Origin of the sequence: Halorubrum sp. C191 (assembly GCF_002727095.1) — an archaeon.
Classification (GTDB): domain Archaea; phylum Halobacteriota; class Halobacteria; order Halobacteriales; family Haloferacaceae; genus Halorubrum; species Halorubrum ezzemoulense.
In genome coordinates, this window is record NZ_NHNZ01000197.1 from 1 (window position 1) to 14,894 (window position 14,894).

The following is a 14,894-nucleotide window of genomic DNA, read 5'->3' on the forward strand; positions in this document are numbered from 1 at the left end:
TACTGCGGCCGCACGACTGGGGCTTTGGAGATGTTGTCGGTCGCTCCTCAGAGAGCAACCCCGTACGACATGTGTAAGACCTCCGTTCCGTCTCGTCCGCTGACGCTATCCATTTCCGCGTCGCGACCGAAGCGGCGGTGATGACCGACGACACCGGCGACGACGCCGGCGACGATTCCAGCGAGGACGACGCTGAAGACCTCTCCTTAGATCGCTTCCACGAGGCGCTCGAGGCCGAGGAGCGACCGGTCGCAACGGCGAGCGAGGTCGCCCGCCGGCTCGGAACGTCGCAGGCGGCAGCGCGCGACGCGCTCGCTGCGCTCGTTGACCGCGGCGACGTGGACCGACTCGACGTCGAGGCCGACCCCGTCGTATTCTACCCCCGCGACTGGGGCGCGTTGGCGAGCCGCGAGCGCGTCGTGACCTTCCCGAAGCGCCGCGAGATCGTCGTCGACCGCCCCACGCAGTACACCCGCGCGCGGCTCTCGCAGTTCGCGAACCTCGTCGACACCACCGGCACCGAGCCCGGAACCCGCGGGTATCTCTATCGGATCCGCCAGGAGGACGTGTGGGCAGCACCGTTCGACGACGCCGACGCGCTCGTGGGCGCGCTCCGGTCGGTGCTGCCGCGGCGGTACGAACACCTCGAAGCGTGGGTGCGCGACCAGTGGCGTCGGGCGCACCGCTTCCGGCTGTACACCCACGCGGACGGGTACGTCGTCCTCGAGGCCGCCTCCGAGAACCTGATGGGGAACGTCGCCGACCAGCACCTCGATGATGACCACCTCCGCGCGCCAATCTCGGACACCGAGGCGTGGGTGAACGAGGCGGCGGTCGCCGCGGTCAAGCGCACGCTCTACGACGCCGGCTACCCGGTCGAGGACGACCGCGACCTCGAGACCGGCGACCCGGTCGAGATCGACCTCGCGACCGACCTCCGCGATTACCAGGAGACGTGGGTCGAGACGTTCCTCGACCGCAAGTCCGGCGTGTACGTCGGGCCGCCGGGCTCCGGCAAGACTGTCGCCGGGATCGCGACGATCGCCGCGGTCGGCGGCGAAACGCTGATTTTGGTCCCCTCACGCGAGCTCGCCGACCAGTGGCGCGAGGAGCTGCTGGAGCACTCCACGGTCGACCCCGCCGACATCGGACTCTACCACGGGGGGACCAAGGAGATCCGCCCCGTCACGATCGCGACCTACCAGATCGCCGGGATGGACCGCCACCGGAGCCTCTTCGACTCCCGCGAATGGGGGCTGATCTGCTTCGACGAATGCCATCACGTCACCGCCCCGGTGTACTCGCGGACCGCCGAGCTCCAGAGCAAACACCGGCTCGGACTCTCGGCGACGCCCGTCAGCGAGACTGGCAGCGAGGAAGAGATCTACACCCTCATCGGCCAGCCCATCGGGGCGGACTGGGACGCGCTGTTCGAGGCCGGCTTCGTTCAGGAGCCCGAGGTCGAGATCCGCTACGTCCCGTGGCGCGACGAGACGGCGCGCAACGAGTACGCCGCCGCGGACGGCCGGGACCGCAGACGGCTCGCGGCCGAGAACCCCGCGAAGGTCGAGGAGATCCGGTACCTGCTCGCGGCCCACCGCGACAAGAAGACGCTCGTCTTCGTCGAGTACCTCGACCAGGGCGCCGCGATCGCCGACGCGCTCGGCGTCCCCTTCATCAGCGGCGAGACGCCGCACCACGAGCGCGCGGAGCTGTTCCGCCGGTTCCGGGCGGACGGCGAAGCGGAGGGTTCGGGCGGCGGGGCGGCCGACGACGACCTCGACGTCCTCGTCGTCTCGCGGGTGGGCGACGAGGGGATCGACCTCCCGAACGCCGAACTCGCCGTCGTCGCGAGCGGGCTCGGCGGCTCTCGACGACAGGGCTCACAGCGGGCGGGACGGACGATGCGGCCGACCGGCTCCGCGTTGGTCTACGTCCTCGCGACGCGCGGGTCGAGCGAGGAGGAGTTCGCCCAGCGACAGATGCGGCACCTCGGGCGGAAGGGCGTCCGCGTCCGCGAGACGAACGTCGCGGAGTAGTCCGCGGCCCGACGCCGCCGGACCGGACGCGTGCCGAATCGCGCCGCTCGCTCAGAGCGCGTCAGCTAAGCGCTCGGCCGCCCCCTCGATCTCCCCCTCGTTCTCGACGAACCGGACGGGCGCGTTCTGGTCGCGCGCGTACTGGAGCGCCGCGGACCGGTTGAGGTCCTGCTCGAAGTCGATCTGGCGTTCGGTGACCCCGTCGAGGTCGCGGTCGCTCGCCCGCCTGCGTTCGAGGATCGTCGCCGGTTCCGCCTCCACGAGGACGAACGCGTCAGGCGAGACGTCTTCGAGCACTTCGACTGGAAGCCCTTGGACGTAGCCGGTCAGCGTCTCGACCGCGAGGTGCGTCGAGAGGATCACGTTCGTCGTCTCCGCTTCCTCGGCGACGAACTCGCCTGCGCGGCGCTGGAGCCGCCGCGTCTCGGGCTGTGAGAGCGTGCCGAGCTTGGCCCGCTCGGTCGCGAGCCCCATCGCCGCCGCCTGTTCGAGCATCACGTCGCCGAAGTTGATCAGCTTGTACCCATCTCCGAGTCCGCGCCTGACCGCCTGACAGACGCTGGAAAGGCCGACGCCGTTGACTCCCGACACGATCGTGACTGACATCAGAAGCTCACCTCGTTCTCCTCGTCGCCCGGCATCCCGCCGCGGTCGTCGTAGTACCGGCGGCCGATGAACTGCGCGCCGACGAGCATCATCAGCGTGTCGTAGAGGTCGTCGGCCGAGTCGAACGTCTCGACCTCCGACCGGTCGATGACCGCCCGGATCGTCGTGGACTCTCCGTCGGGCGGCGACAACTCCGTGTCACCGACCGTCTCCAGCACCTCGCTTCGGGGCGCCGGAAACTGTAGTTTCCTCGCGAACAGGTCACGAGTCTCTGGTAAGCGCATACATGACACATGACAGCACACGCTAGCATAAGTGTACATGTCAGTGCCCCGCGACCGAAGTCGCGGGTTACCCCCTCGTTCCGTTGTGACGCGGAGTGTCGCCGCCCCTCCGATGCGTTCCCCTCCCCGCCGCGTCGCGTCCCGCGCTCGCTCGCGGACCCGGCGGCGGACGAAGCTTTCAACATACGCTCCGCCGACTTCGCGACATGGACGCTGACGAGCCCTCGCCCGCCGCCGATAGGCACGACGACCCACCGACCGTCGCCGAGGCGGTCGTCGACGCGATGCTCGACCGCGGCGTCGACACCGTCTTCGGGATCCCCGGCAAGCAGACCCTCCCGCTGAACCGGGCGCTCGCCGATCGCGACGCGCGGTTCGTCGTCGCCCGCCACGAGACCGCCGTCCCGCACCAAGCGTGGGGGTACGCCGAGACGAGCGAGCCCGGCGCGATGGCAGCCACCTGCGTCGTCCCCGGCCCGGGCGACACGAACGCGATGAACGGGCTGAAGAACGCCCTGAACGACTGCGTCCCCCTGCTCCACCTCGCCGTCGAGACGGAACGGTCGGTCCGCGGCGGCGACGGCATCCACGAGACGCCGCCGGAGACGTACGACACCGTCGTCAAGGAGAACGTCCTTGTCGACTCGCCCGCGGGCGCGGTCCCCGCCGTCGTCGAGGCGATCCGGACCGCCCGCGAACACCCGCAGGGACCGGTCCGCGTGGGGATCCCGAAGGACTTCCTCGCCGGTCGGACCCCGCAGCCCGCGGTCGGCGAGCGCGAGCCGTCACCGCCGCCGGCACCGCCCGCGGCGGCGGTGCGCGAGGCCGCAGACCTGCTCGGCGATGCCACAGCGCCCGTCGTGCTCGCCGGCGGCGGTGTCAGGCGCGCGGACGCGAGCGACGCCCTCCGGTCGGTCGCCGAGGGGCTCGGCGCGCCGGTCGTGACGACGTACAAGGGGAAGGGGACGCTCCCCGAGACGCACCAGCTGTCGGCGGGCGTGCTCTGCGGCGGGGCCAGCGCGGAGCTCCGGGGACTCCTCGCGGACGCCGACGTCGGCCTCGTCATCGGCTCAGACCTCGACGCGGTCGCGACCGCCTCGTGGTCCGTCGCGATTCCCGAGACGCTGATCCACGTCACGCTCGACGGGGACGACGTCGGGTTCGGCTACGAAGCGGACCTCGGCGTCGTCGCTGACGCGGACCGCTTCCTCCGGGCGCTCACCGACCGCCTCGACGACGAGGGGGTGGCGCCCCGCGGCGCCGACAGCGCCGAGCGCGCCGAGTCGGTCCGCGCGGCCGACCGCGAGCGCTTCGCGGCGTTGTCCGAGCAGAGCGCCGACGGTTCAGGGAAGTCGACGGCCGACGACCGCGAGGAGCGCCCGCTCCGCTCCGTCGAGGCCCTCTCGGCGGTTCGCGACGCGGTCCCGGCGGACGCGGTCGTCGCCGCCGACGCGGGCGGGTTCCGGCTGTGGACGCTCGTCTCGTTCCCCGCTGCGGGGCCGCGGTCGTACGTCAACCCCGGTTCGTGGGCGACGATGGGTACCGGGCTCCCGTCGGCGCTCGGCGCCAAGCTGGCGAACCCGGACCGCGACGTGGTCGCGCTCACCGGCGACGGCGGGCTCATGATGTGCGTCCACGAGCTCCACACGCTGGCGAGCGAGGGGATCGACGTCACCGTCGTCGCGCTCAACAACGACGACTACGCGATCATCAGCGAGGAGGCGTCGCGGTCGTACGACTTCCCGGACCAGAGCTACGGGTGGGCGGAGACCGGCCTCGACCTCGTCGCGGTCGCGTCGGGGATGGGCCTGCCCGCGGAGCGCGTCCATGCGCGCGGCGCGGTCGGCGACGCCGTCGAGCGCGCCCGCGACCGCGACGGCCCGGCCCTCGTCGAGGTCGTCACCGATCCGGACGAACCGCAGGCGAGCGAGTGGATGACCGGCCCGCACCCCCGGTCCTAACCGGTCCGTTTCACGCCGAGCGTTTCCGAGATCTGAAGCGATCTATATACTCGTCGGGTCTGAATTTCCCGTATGCGCAACCCGTGGGTTCACGACGATGTCCCGGACGACGCCGGGAGTGGGTACGACGGTCCCGTCCGCCTGCTGGCGGCGTTCATGTGGGGGACGTTGGCCCTCGGCGTCGGGGGGTTCGTCATCCTCTCCGGCGCGGGCGTCATCGACCTCGCCGACGGCGGGTCGTTCGGCGAGGTCGTCACGGGCGTCGTCGCCGCGCTGGCGCTCGCGCTGGCGCTCCCGGTCTTGTTGAAACTGCTCACCATCTCGCGGGCGCTCGCCCTCCTCGCCTTCCTCGGCACCGGCGCCGGGGTCGGCCGGTTCGTGATCGCCCGCGAACCGGAGCGGTTCCGGGGGCTCCTCGACGCGCGCGAGAGCCTCGCCGAGAACGCCGGCTCGCTCGGCGACCTCTTCGACTTCGTCGACTCGATGGCGCCCGGCGCGATCGACGGCGTGACGGTAGTAGCCGACGCCGCGGCGGTAGCGGTCGACGGCGCGATCGCCGTCGCCGTCGGCGTCCCGATCGCGTGAGCCGACCGCCAGCGGGGTCGTGACGGCCGTCCCCACGCGCGGTCGGGTTCCGGCGCGTCCCGCGGGACGGGAGCCTTAACAACACCCGTGGTGAAGCCCGCCCATGACGCATCCGAACGACGTCGCCGTCGGCATCGTCGGCCTCGGCGGCATCGGGTCCCACCACGCGACGAAGCTGACCGAGCGCGGCGCGAACCTCGTCGGCGGGATGGACGTCGATGCCGACGCGCGGGCACGGTTCCACGAGGAGTTCGGCGTCCCCGCCTACGAGGACGAGACGGACCTCTACGAGGACTGCGACGCCGTGCTGGTCACCACCCCGAACCGCTTCCACGAAGAGTACGCGACCTCGGCGCTTTCGGCCGGCCTCGACGTGCTCTTGGAGAAGCCGCTGGCGCACACGCTCGACAGCGCCGAGCGGATCGCCGACGCCGCCAGCGACGCCGACGGGTTCTGTATGGTCGGGTTCAACAACCGGTTCGCGGAGCCGGTTCAGGTGATCAAACACTACCAAGACGAGGGGAGGTTCGGCGAGACCACCCACGTCGAGGCGAACTACGTCCGGCGGCGCGGCGTCCCCGGCCGGGGCTCGTGGTTCACGTCGGCGGACGTCGCCGGCGGCGGCGCGCTCATCGATATCGGCGTCCACGCGATCGACTTGGCGCTCTACTTCCTCGATCACCCCGAGGTCGTCGAGGTGTCCGGGGACACGCGCTCGGAGTTCGGCGGTCGCGACGACTACGCGTACGTCCACATGTGGGGCGACGACGCGGGGCCGGAGGGGTTCGACGTCGACGACTCCGCGTCCGCGTTCATCCGCGGCGCCGACGGGAGCACCGTCTCGCTGGAGGTCGCGTGGGCGACGAACCGGCCGGCGACCGACGAGTTCGTCGTCCGGGGCACCGAGGCGGGCGCGACGCTCGACCGCGGCAGCGGCGACCTCACGGTCCACGAGGCGGGCGTCGGCGGCGGCCACCACCTCACGGACGCGAGCGTGGAGACGCGCGACGGCGACGCGCACGCCGCCGAGCAGGCGACGTTCCTCGAAGCGGCCGCCGACGGCGAGGCGCCGTCGATAAACACCGTCGAGGAGGGGTTACGCGTCCAGCGCGTCATCGACGCAATCTACCGCTCCGCGGAGACCGGCGCGGCGGTGCGGCTGGACTGAGCCGCCGACCGAGCAGGCCGACCCGGGAGCCGCGATGGGAACCTATTCGGTGCTGGGGACCGTCACCGCGGACAACTCGTGACCAGCGATCCCGGCCCCACGCCGCCCTCCGAACGGATCACCAGTCTCGACGCGCTCCGCGGCTTCGCGCTGCTCGGCATCCTCGTCATCAACATCCGCGTCTTCTCGATGCCGGAGCAGACCCTGCTCAACCCCACCGTGTACGGCGACTTCACCGGGCTCAACTACTGGACCTGGTTCGTCGGCCACGTGTTCGCGCAGTCGAAGTTCATCACCGTCTTCTCGGCGCTGTTCGGCGCCGGCGTCCTGCTGTTCATCGAGAGCAAAGAGGAGAAGGGCCAAGACGCCGTCCGCCTCCACCTCCGCCGGACCGCGGTGCTGATCGCGATCGGCCTCCTTCACGCGTACCTGCTGTGGTACGGGGACATCCTCGTCACGTACGGGCTGCTCGGGCTGTTCCTCCTCTTCGTCCGCGACCTCGACGCGCGTCGGCTCGGCGGGCTCGCCGGGATATTCCTGCTCTTCGTCCCCGCGATCGAGCTGTTCGCCGCGACCTCGATCGGCGGCGAGGCGATCGCCGGCCAGTGGCTGCCCGCGGAGGCCGCGGTCCGAGACCAGGTGGCCGCCTACCGCGGCGGCTGGCTCGACCAGATGAGCCACCGCGTCTCCTCGTCGTTCCAGCGACAGACGTCCGGGTTCATCGGGTCGAGCTTCTGGCGCGTGGGCGGCGTCATGCTGCTCGGCATGGCACTGTACAGGCGCGGCGTGTTGACCGGCGAGCGCTCGACCGCGTTCTACCGCCGGCTCGTCGCGGGCGGCGTCGTCGGCGTCGGAATCGTCGTCGCCGGCGTCGCGTATATCGAGGCGAACGACTGGAGCGCCGGCGCCGCGCTGTACTGGCGGCAGTTCAACTACGTCGGGAGTCTGCTCGTCGCTGGCGGGTACGTCGGCCTCGTCACGCTGTTCGTCCGGTGGCGCGGTGAGGGGCTCGTGGCCCGCGCGCTCGCCGCGGTCGGCCGCACCGCGTTCACCAACTACCTGCTCCAGACGGTGATCGCGACGACGGTGTTCTACGGTCACGGCCTCGGGCTGTTCGGCTCCGTCAGCCGCGTCGAGGCAATGGGGATCGTCGTCGCGATCTGGGCGGTCCAAGTCCCGCTGTCCGTGATCTGGCTCCGGTACTTCCGGTTCGGTCCCGTCGAGTGGGTGTGGCGGACGCTCACCTACGGGGAGGCACAGCCGTTGCGGCTGAAAGACTGACCCCGCGTTCTCCGAACTGAGACTCGCGAGGACACGTTCAACAGTCCCCGGTCGGACTCCCGCACATGAGCGAGTTCGACGTTCACGACCACCGTCACGAACTGAAACAGCTCCGCGACTCGGGCCGAACGAGCCTCTGGGAGAACAGGGAAGGGATGGCGTGCCCGGTGTGCGACGACGCCTTTTCGCGGCTCTTCGTCACGCGACAGTCCGGGACGACGTTCCCCGAGAACGACGGCGCGCGGTTCTGCCTACTGCGTTCCGACGACGCGGTGTACCTCTTCCGACACTGAGCGACCGGGGGCTCGTCAGTCGTCTCCCACCGGGTCGACGCCGGGCTCGGGCTCGTCGATGTACCGCTCGGTCCACGTGCCGCGCGAGAACCACGCGACGCCGATGACGGCGCCGAGGACGTTTCCGAGTGCCATACCGACCCAGACTCCGGTCTCGCCCCACCCGGCGACGAACACGAGGTACCCGACGCTCGCGACCCGGCCCACCCAGAGGGTGAGGATCGAGATGACCATCGCGGTCTTCGTGTTGCCCGCGCCGCGGAACGCGCCTAAGATCACCTGCGAGACGCCGATGAAGGCGAACTCGACCGACCGGATCCGGACGTACTCCACCGCGTAGCCGATCGTCGCGGGCGCGTCCGGCACGTCGCCGAGGAACGCGCCGACGATCGGTTCGGTGAACGTCACGGCGACGACCGCGACGAGGAACATCACGCCCGCGCCGGTCGTGGCCGCGAACTTCACAGCCCTGCCGGCGCGGTCGGCGCGGTTCGCGCCGAGGTTCTGCCCGACCATCGTGTCGATAGCGCGGCCGAGCCCCATCGCGGGCAGGAAGACGAGCGAGATGAGCCGGTTGCCGAGCCCGTATGCGGCGACGACCGGCGGCGAGAACGTGACGATCATCGCGGTGAGCGTGATCATCGCGAGCGCGCTCGTCGTCTGCTCGACGCTGGAGGGGAGCCCGAGCCGGAAGATGTCCCGGATAAAATCGAGGTCGGGCGCGAGGTGGCCGAGCGTCACGTCGGGGCCGTACCCGGTGCCGAACAGTATCCAGAGGCCGATGGCGGTCGCGACGCCCCGCGAGAGGATCGTCGCGAGCGCGGCGCCCTGGATGCCGATCCCGGTGACTCCCGTCGCCGAGAGCAGCGTCGCCTCCAGCGCGACCGGGTCGAGCGCCGCGAGGCCGGGAACCGCGGCGAGCCACTCGAACAGCGGGTTCCCCTCGAACCCGAAGATGAAGAACGGGTCCAAGAGGACGTTCAGGAGGACGGAAATGAACATGACGGCCATCGGCGTCCGCGTGTCGCCGTAGCCGCGCATCAGCGCCGAGAAGACGAAGAACCCGAACATCAGGGGGATCCCGGCGAAGATCACCTCCATGTAGTCTGCCGCGAGCGGGATCACGGTCGCCGCGGTCTCCGCGTCGCTCGGCAGGATCTCGAGGGCCGGGCGCGTGTAGAAGTAGCCCCCGATCCCGATGAGCACGGACAGCACGGAGACGGTGAAGATCGTCTGTCCCGCCACGAGCCCGGCGGAGCCCTCGCCGTCGGCGCCGGTGTACTGCGCGACGAGGATCGCGCCCGCCGTCGTGAACCCGCCGGCGACCGCGATCAGGAGGAAGATCAGCGGGAACGCGAGGCTGATCGCGCCGACGGCCTCCGCCGAGAGCCGGCCGAGGTACAGGGTGTCGACGATGTTGTACGTCACCTGGAGCAGCTGGATGACGACGATCGGCCACGCCAGGCGGAACAGCGGTCGGAGGAGGCTCCCCTCGGTGATCGACTCCTCGCCGACTGGGTCGTCGGGCGCGGGCTCGGGGGCGTCGGACGCAGCTTCGGGGTCGTCGTCCCCGTCGCGGCCGTCGTCGCCGCCCATGGTATCGCCGCTCGGTCCACCGGAGGGGTCCGGCGGCTCGGAGGAATCCGACGGGTCGGAGGGGTCGGCGGCGGGCTCGTCGCTCACTGCGGTTGAAAAGCCGGGCGCGCTCTATCAGGCTTCCGATCCGGTTACCGACGCCCGTCGCTACTGTCTATGGATCCGGCGGGATTGTCCGCGTCCGAAGGCCCGCCCTCGGTCGTCTCCGTGGCGCCTGCTCCGTCGCCCGGGGTCGGATCGGCGGCGCCGTGAGCTCCGTCGGCACCGGACGTCTCGGTGGCGGCGTCGACGCGGGCGACGCCGGAGGTGTCGTCGAAGACGAGGTGGCGGTGCGGGTACGCCATCTCGACGTCCGCGTCGGCGAGGCGCTCGCGGATCTCGGTGTTCACGTCCGACTGGACCTTCGCGAGCTTGTACGGCTTCTTCACCCAGTACCGCAGCCGGAGGAGGACCCCGTCGTCGGCGAACTCGTGGAGGCGGCAGTCGGGACCCGCCATGTACCGCGCCACGCCGATCCGGATGTCGGGGCCGCCGTCGACGACGGCCTCGGAGTCGCGCGCCGCGCGCTCGATGAGCCGCCGGGCCTCGGGGATGTCGCTCTCGTAGGTGACGAGCACGTCGATCGAGCGCCGGGTCCGCTCGTCCTCGGCCGAGAAGTTCGTCACGTCGCGCTCGCGCATCGTCCCGTTCGGCACGACGAGGAAGGTGTTATCCAGAGTGAATATCTTCGTGTAGCGGATCGTGATGTCCTCGACGAACCCGGTCGTCCCGTCCTCTAACTCGATCATGTCGCCGATCTCGAACGGCTGGTCCGCGAGGATGAACACGCCGTTGATGAAGTTCCCGACGAGCGGCGCGAGGACGATACCGATGACGGCCGAGAACACTGCGGTCCCGAGGAGGAGGTCCGCGAACCGGAAGCCGACGGCGCCCAGGCCGACCAGCACCGAGGCGGCGATCGTGCCGACCCGGACCCCGCGGACGATCGTCTGCGCGACGCTCTGTCGCGACACGCGGCGGGCGACGGGGCGACCGATCAGCCGGACGAGGAAGTTCGCGAGGACGACGCCGACCGCCAGTGACGCGAGGACGGTCAACACGCCCGTTCCCGGCAGGTCCGCGAGCCGAGAGCCGATATCGGCGAGCCGTGAGACGGCCCCCGCGATCGGCGTTCCCCCCGGGAAGACCATGGGAACCCGCTGTCGGCCATCGGAAAAAGCGTTTCTCCACGCGCACGACCGGCGGCGAACGAGCCGCTTCGAACGAGAGACGGGGCAACCACTGTGACTTCGCTGAGCGAACGGGCGGTATGGGCCAACCGCCTGCGGACCCAACGAGGTTCGGCGTCGAACACGACACCAAGCCGGGAGACGCGCTGCTCGCCGGCTTCCCCCCGTTCGGGCTCGCCGGCCTGACCGCCGTCCACTACTTGGTCGACGACCTCGATCTCGAGGAGACGGGGCGCGTCCGGATCGACGGCGCCCCGTCGATCACGTCGTTTGCGAAAGGGGACGCCGCGCCACCCGCTCCGGCTGTACACCGACTCGGACCGCGACGGCACCGTCCTCGTCGCCGAGCGGATCGAGGAGCGGGAGCCGGAGGGGACCACGACCGCATGGACATGTGGCCCCCGGCTGTCCCGACCGTGAGGACCGGGCTCTGAAAACGCGTACAACTCGTCTCATAGTAAAAAGCTATAATCCCCGGTCCCGTTCTTCGGTACATGACTGACGATCTCCGGGACACGCTCGACCGCGTGGGGGACCGATTCAACCTCGGCGAGTACGAGATTGACGCGTACCTCGCGGTGTTGGAACACGGCGAACTGACGGCGAGCGACATCGCCGACCGGACCGAGATCCCGCAGCCGCGGGTGTATGACACGGTCCGGAGCCTCTCGGACCGCGGGCTCGTCGAGCTCCGCGAGTCGCGGCCGATGAAGATCGTCGCCGTCGACCCCGAGGACGCCTTCGGCGATCTGCGGTCGTCGTTCACGGAGATGGTCGACGAGCTGGAGGCGCGGTACACCGCGCCGACGCGGGAGACGGAGGCGGTGTCGCTTGTCAAGTCGCGCTCGACGATCCTCCGGTACCTCGAAGAGGTGATCGCGAACGCGGAGTACGAGCTCGCGCTGTCGCTCACCCCCGGCCTCCTGCGGCGGTTCCGGGACGAACTCGCCGCGAAGGTCGCCGAGGGCGTCACCGTCGAACTGCTCGTCACGCCGGCGTCGAACGCGCCCGACCCGACGGAGTTCGACTACTTGGAGGTCGCGACGATCGCCCGCGCGCGCCGCGGGATCACCACGCCGGTCCTCGCGGTCGGCGACGGCGAGTACTCCGTGTACGCAACGCAGGACGCGCTGCGCGACGACCGCGAGCGCTACGGTGTCATCTTCAACCGCTCCGCGCTCGGCTTCCTCGTCTCCGGCTTCTTCGGCACCGTCCTGTGGACGACCGCGGAATCGCTCGCCGCCGACGGCGAGGACCGGCCCTTCCCGCGCCGCTACGCCTCCATCCGTCGGGCCGTGAAGGACGTCCGCGAGTTCGGCGACGAGGAGTTCTACGCGACCGTCGAGGGCCGCGACATCGAGACCGGCGAGGAGGTCACTGTCCGCGGGAAAGTCGTCGACGTCGCGTTCGTCGACACGGAGGAGGTGGCGTCGCTGGTCGTCGAGACCGAGAACGGCCGCGTCGAGATCGGCGGCCGCGTCGCCGCCTTGGAGGACGTGGAGGGCCAGGAGATCGTGATCGGCCGCGGCGAGCCGCCGGCGCTGTGAGGTGCGCTCGGGTCGTCCCGGCGTCGCCGTTCAAGTGCGGGCGGACCGAAGCGGACCCGTGACCGACGACGCGCGTCCCGACGACGAGCGAGACGCACCGACCGTCGCGTGCGAGCGGTGCGACCGGGAGTGGGTGCTCGACCGCGAGGTCGACGACCTCGACCCCGGGAGCCACGCGATCGAGCAGTTCGCGCTCGACCACGAGCGCCACACCGGCCACTACCCGGACGGCGTGACCCCGTGGGTCGCCCGGTGCGACCGCTGCCCGGACGGGGAGCGCTTCCTCGCGGAGCGTCCGGCGCGGCGCTGGGCGGAGACGCACGCGCGCCACACGCGTCACACCGTCCGGCTCGAACCGCCAACGGGAGCGGTCGAAGCCGTCTCGCCGCGAGACGACGGGGACCGGTCGTAACACCGCAGCCGCTTCCCCTCCGCTACGGACCGAGCGCCGCGATATCGGCTCCGACCGCCGCGCGGGCGTCGGCCGGGTTCGGGTCGCTGTCGGCCAGATGCGTCCACTCGCAGGCGGGTAGCGCGGCGATGCGGTCCCGGATGGCCGGCCGGTACGGTGCGGCCGACGCGATCCCGTCACCGCTGCCCCAGATGTCGTCGATGACGGTCCGCGAGTCGATCCGGACCTCGACGGCCGCAGGGTCGCAGCGCGCGGCCAGCGCCTCCAGTCCGAGGTGGAGCGCCGCGTACTCCGCGGTGTTGTTCTCGGCGCGAGCCCCGACGGGTCGGCCCAGCCGAACGAGGGGGTCATCGTCGACCAGCAGCACGGCCCCCGCGCCGGCCGGTCCGGGGTTTCCGCGCGAGCTCCCGTCGACGTAGAGAACGATGTCGTCGGCGGACTCGCCGCGGTCGTCGCCCGATCGCGGCGGGTCGGCGGCGAGGACCGACTCGACCGCGGTCCGGATCTCGGCGTCGGTCGTCGTCGGGCCGAACAGCCCGCCGTACCCGGTCACCGCGTCGTCGATGGCGTCGATCGCCGGTCGTATCTCGTAGCCGTACAGGGCGAGGACGTCGTCGACGCGGCTCGCCAGCGGCGAGAGCCGGTCCGTGGGAAGTCGGTCCATGATGTCTCACGCGGCCGAACTGCGGTCCACAACGGTTCATTCGAGAGCGCAGGGAAAAATGCGCTGGCGGTGAGCGCGGTGAGCCGAGCCGCCGCCGATCGGCGGTCAGGACTGAGTGAGAGTGACGACTGCGACCGACCGAGAGCGAGGGCCACACCGACAGCGTATTTACGCCCCCAACCCCTCCGACCCGACATGACGCTCGTCGTCGTCCCGGTTCGATTCCCTCCCTCGTCGCACTCGGCGGCGACGCTCCGCGAGGCGGCCCGCGTCGCCGCGGAGCGCGACGCTGACCTCACGGTCCTCCACGTCGACTTATACCAGCGCTCGGGGGGCGTCTCGCGCAGCGACCTCAAGCGCGCCGTCGAGGAGCGGATCGGCCGGATCGACCGGGCGCGGTACGTCGTCCGTCGGGGCTTCCTCGTCGAGGAGACGATCCTCGAAGAGATCGTCGCCGAGGGGGCCGACGTGGTCGTCATCGGGTCGAAACAGGCGGGGCGGTGGCGCCGGATGGTCCAGAAGTTGCTCTCCGACCCCGACATCGACTCGTTCCTCCGCAGCCAACTCGACTGTACCGTGATCACCGTGGACGCGGACGGAGAGACCACGACGAACGACGCCGACGACGACGCCGCGCCGCTCCCGGACGACTAGTTCTCCCCGCGCCGCGACCCGTCCCGCGTCGCGACCTCGTACCGCCGCTCGTACTCGATGACGGTCGCCGCCCGGTCGGCGACCGACTCGCCGAACTCGCGCTCGACGACGTACAGCGCCAGATCGATCCCGGAGGTGACCCCGCCCGCGCTGAGCACGTCGCCGTCGTCGACGACCCGCGCGTCGACGACCTCCGCTCCCGACTCCCGGAGCTCCTCGACGGCGGAGGCGTGCGTGACGGCCCGGCGGCCGTCGGTGACGCCCGCCTCCGCGAGCAGCATCGACCCGGTACACACCGAGGCGATCCGGGTGTCCGCCGCGTGGTACGCGGCGAGCGCGCGCGGCACGTCGCCCTTCTGCGCCTCGGCCCACGCGCTCGCCTCCTGGTTGCGCGCGTTCCACCCGCCCCCGGGCACGACCAGCAGGTCCGGGGCGTCCTCTCCTCCCGGGCCGGGGAGCGTTCCGTCCACGCCGACGCGGGTCCCGTGGCTCGCGGTCACCGTCTCGCGCTCGTCGAGCGACACGTATCGGACGCGGCCGCCGTCGTCTCCTGACGCCCCGTCGTCCCCTGTCGT

At 70.9% G+C, this 14,894-nt stretch carries 16 protein-coding genes; 10 read left to right on the forward strand and 6 right to left on the reverse strand.

Annotation, left to right across the window (positions count from 1 at the left end; all coding sequences use genetic code 11):
• Positions 1-140 precede the first annotated feature (140 nt).
• Positions 141-2,039, forward strand: a complete 1,899-nt coding sequence (locus tag Z052_RS17575) for a DEAD/DEAH box helicase (protein WP_049932539.1) — start codon at positions 141-143, stop codon at positions 2,037-2,039.
• Positions 2,040-2,090: 51 nt separating this feature from the next.
• Here the strand turns inward: Z052_RS17575 and Z052_RS17580 are convergent, their stop codons facing one another.
• Together Z052_RS17580 and Z052_RS17585 are read right to left on the reverse strand one after the other, a co-directional pair.
• Positions 2,091-2,645 (reverse strand): adenylate kinase, encoded by a 555-nt coding sequence (locus Z052_RS17580; RefSeq protein WP_049932541.1) that lies wholly within the window; start codon positions 2,643-2,645, stop codon positions 2,091-2,093.
• Positions 2,645-2,929, reverse strand: coding sequence for a hypothetical protein (locus Z052_RS17585; RefSeq protein ID WP_049932543.1), 285 nt, complete (start codon positions 2,927-2,929; stop codon positions 2,645-2,647). Before Z052_RS17585 ends, Z052_RS17580 begins: the two co-directional genes overlap by 1 nt.
• A 206-nt stretch (positions 2,930-3,135) precedes the next feature.
• Between Z052_RS17585 and Z052_RS17590 the strand changes: the two genes are divergently transcribed.
• The 5 genes from Z052_RS17590 (at position 3,136) to Z052_RS17610 (ending at position 8,217) form a co-directional block, all read left to right on the forward strand.
• Entirely contained in the window at positions 3,136-4,890 is a 1,755-nt protein-coding gene (locus Z052_RS17590; RefSeq protein ID WP_094579982.1) for a thiamine pyrophosphate-binding protein, read from the forward strand.
• Positions 4,891-4,962: 72 nt separating this feature from the next.
• Positions 4,963-5,475, forward strand: a complete 513-nt coding sequence (locus tag Z052_RS17595) for a hypothetical protein (RefSeq protein WP_089308773.1) — start codon at positions 4,963-4,965, stop codon at positions 5,473-5,475.
• Between the two features lie 103 nt (positions 5,476-5,578).
• The gene (locus Z052_RS17600) at positions 5,579-6,643 is read left to right on the forward strand and encodes a Gfo/Idh/MocA family protein (RefSeq protein WP_094520484.1); all 1,065 of its coding nucleotides are present in this window, start codon (positions 5,579-5,581) and stop codon (positions 6,641-6,643) included.
• A gap of 78 nt (positions 6,644-6,721) precedes the next feature.
• Positions 6,722-7,924, forward strand: a complete 1,203-nt coding sequence (locus Z052_RS17605; protein ID WP_089308775.1) for a DUF418 domain-containing protein — start codon at positions 6,722-6,724, stop codon at positions 7,922-7,924.
• Between the two features lie 65 nt (positions 7,925-7,989).
• Entirely contained in the window at positions 7,990-8,217 is a 228-nt protein-coding gene (locus Z052_RS17610) for a hypothetical protein (RefSeq protein WP_049932552.1), read from the forward strand.
• A 15-nt stretch (positions 8,218-8,232) separates the two neighbouring features.
• Here the strand turns inward: Z052_RS17610 and Z052_RS17615 are convergent, their stop codons facing one another.
• Both Z052_RS17615 and Z052_RS17620 read right to left on the reverse strand, forming a co-directional pair.
• Positions 8,233-9,900 (reverse strand): MATE family efflux transporter, encoded by a 1,668-nt coding sequence (locus tag Z052_RS17615; protein ID WP_089308776.1) that lies wholly within the window; start codon positions 9,898-9,900, stop codon positions 8,233-8,235.
• 44 nt (positions 9,901-9,944) lie between these two features.
• Positions 9,945-11,003 carry a mechanosensitive ion channel family protein gene (locus Z052_RS17620; protein WP_094520485.1) on the reverse strand — a complete coding sequence of 353 codons (1,059 nt, stop codon included), beginning with the start codon at positions 11,001-11,003 and terminating at the stop codon, positions 9,945-9,947.
• 119 nt (positions 11,004-11,122) lie between these two features.
• Between Z052_RS17620 and Z052_RS17625 the strand changes: the two genes are divergently transcribed.
• Genes Z052_RS17625 through Z052_RS17635 form a run of 3 tightly spaced genes read left to right on the forward strand, consistent with a single transcriptional unit; the run spans position 11,123 to position 13,001 of the window.
• Positions 11,123-11,476: a PAC2 family protein gene (locus tag Z052_RS17625; RefSeq protein ID WP_241898001.1), complete on the forward strand. Its 354-nt coding sequence runs from the start codon at positions 11,123-11,125 to the stop codon at positions 11,474-11,476.
• A gap of 60 nt (positions 11,477-11,536) precedes the next feature.
• Complete coding sequence (trmB, locus tag Z052_RS17630; RefSeq protein WP_049932559.1) at positions 11,537-12,589, forward strand: HTH-type sugar sensing transcriptional regulator TrmB; 1,053 nt, start codon at positions 11,537-11,539, stop codon at positions 12,587-12,589.
• A 58-nt stretch (positions 12,590-12,647) separates the two neighbouring features.
• A complete protein-coding gene (locus Z052_RS17635; protein WP_086216669.1) occupies positions 12,648-13,001 on the forward strand; it encodes a hypothetical protein in 354 nt (117 codons plus the stop codon).
• A 22-nt stretch (positions 13,002-13,023) separates the two neighbouring features.
• Here Z052_RS17635 and Z052_RS17640 read toward each other — a convergent pair whose 3' ends face one another.
• Positions 13,024-13,665 carry a ribonuclease HI family protein gene (locus tag Z052_RS17640; protein WP_049932562.1) on the reverse strand — a complete coding sequence of 214 codons (642 nt, stop codon included), beginning with the start codon at positions 13,663-13,665 and terminating at the stop codon, positions 13,024-13,026.
• Between the two features lie 195 nt (positions 13,666-13,860).
• Between Z052_RS17640 and Z052_RS17645 the strand changes: the two genes are divergently transcribed.
• Positions 13,861-14,319: a universal stress protein gene (locus Z052_RS17645; RefSeq protein WP_086220364.1), complete on the forward strand. Its 459-nt coding sequence runs from the start codon at positions 13,861-13,863 to the stop codon at positions 14,317-14,319.
• On the opposite strand, the gene Z052_RS17650 is transcribed toward Z052_RS17645, so the two are convergent.
• Positions 14,316-14,894 (reverse strand): DJ-1/PfpI family protein (locus Z052_RS17650; RefSeq protein WP_099289304.1); only part of this gene is annotated, 579 nt, incomplete at its 5' end. The two genes, Z052_RS17645 and Z052_RS17650, sit on opposite strands and share 4 nt — an antisense overlap.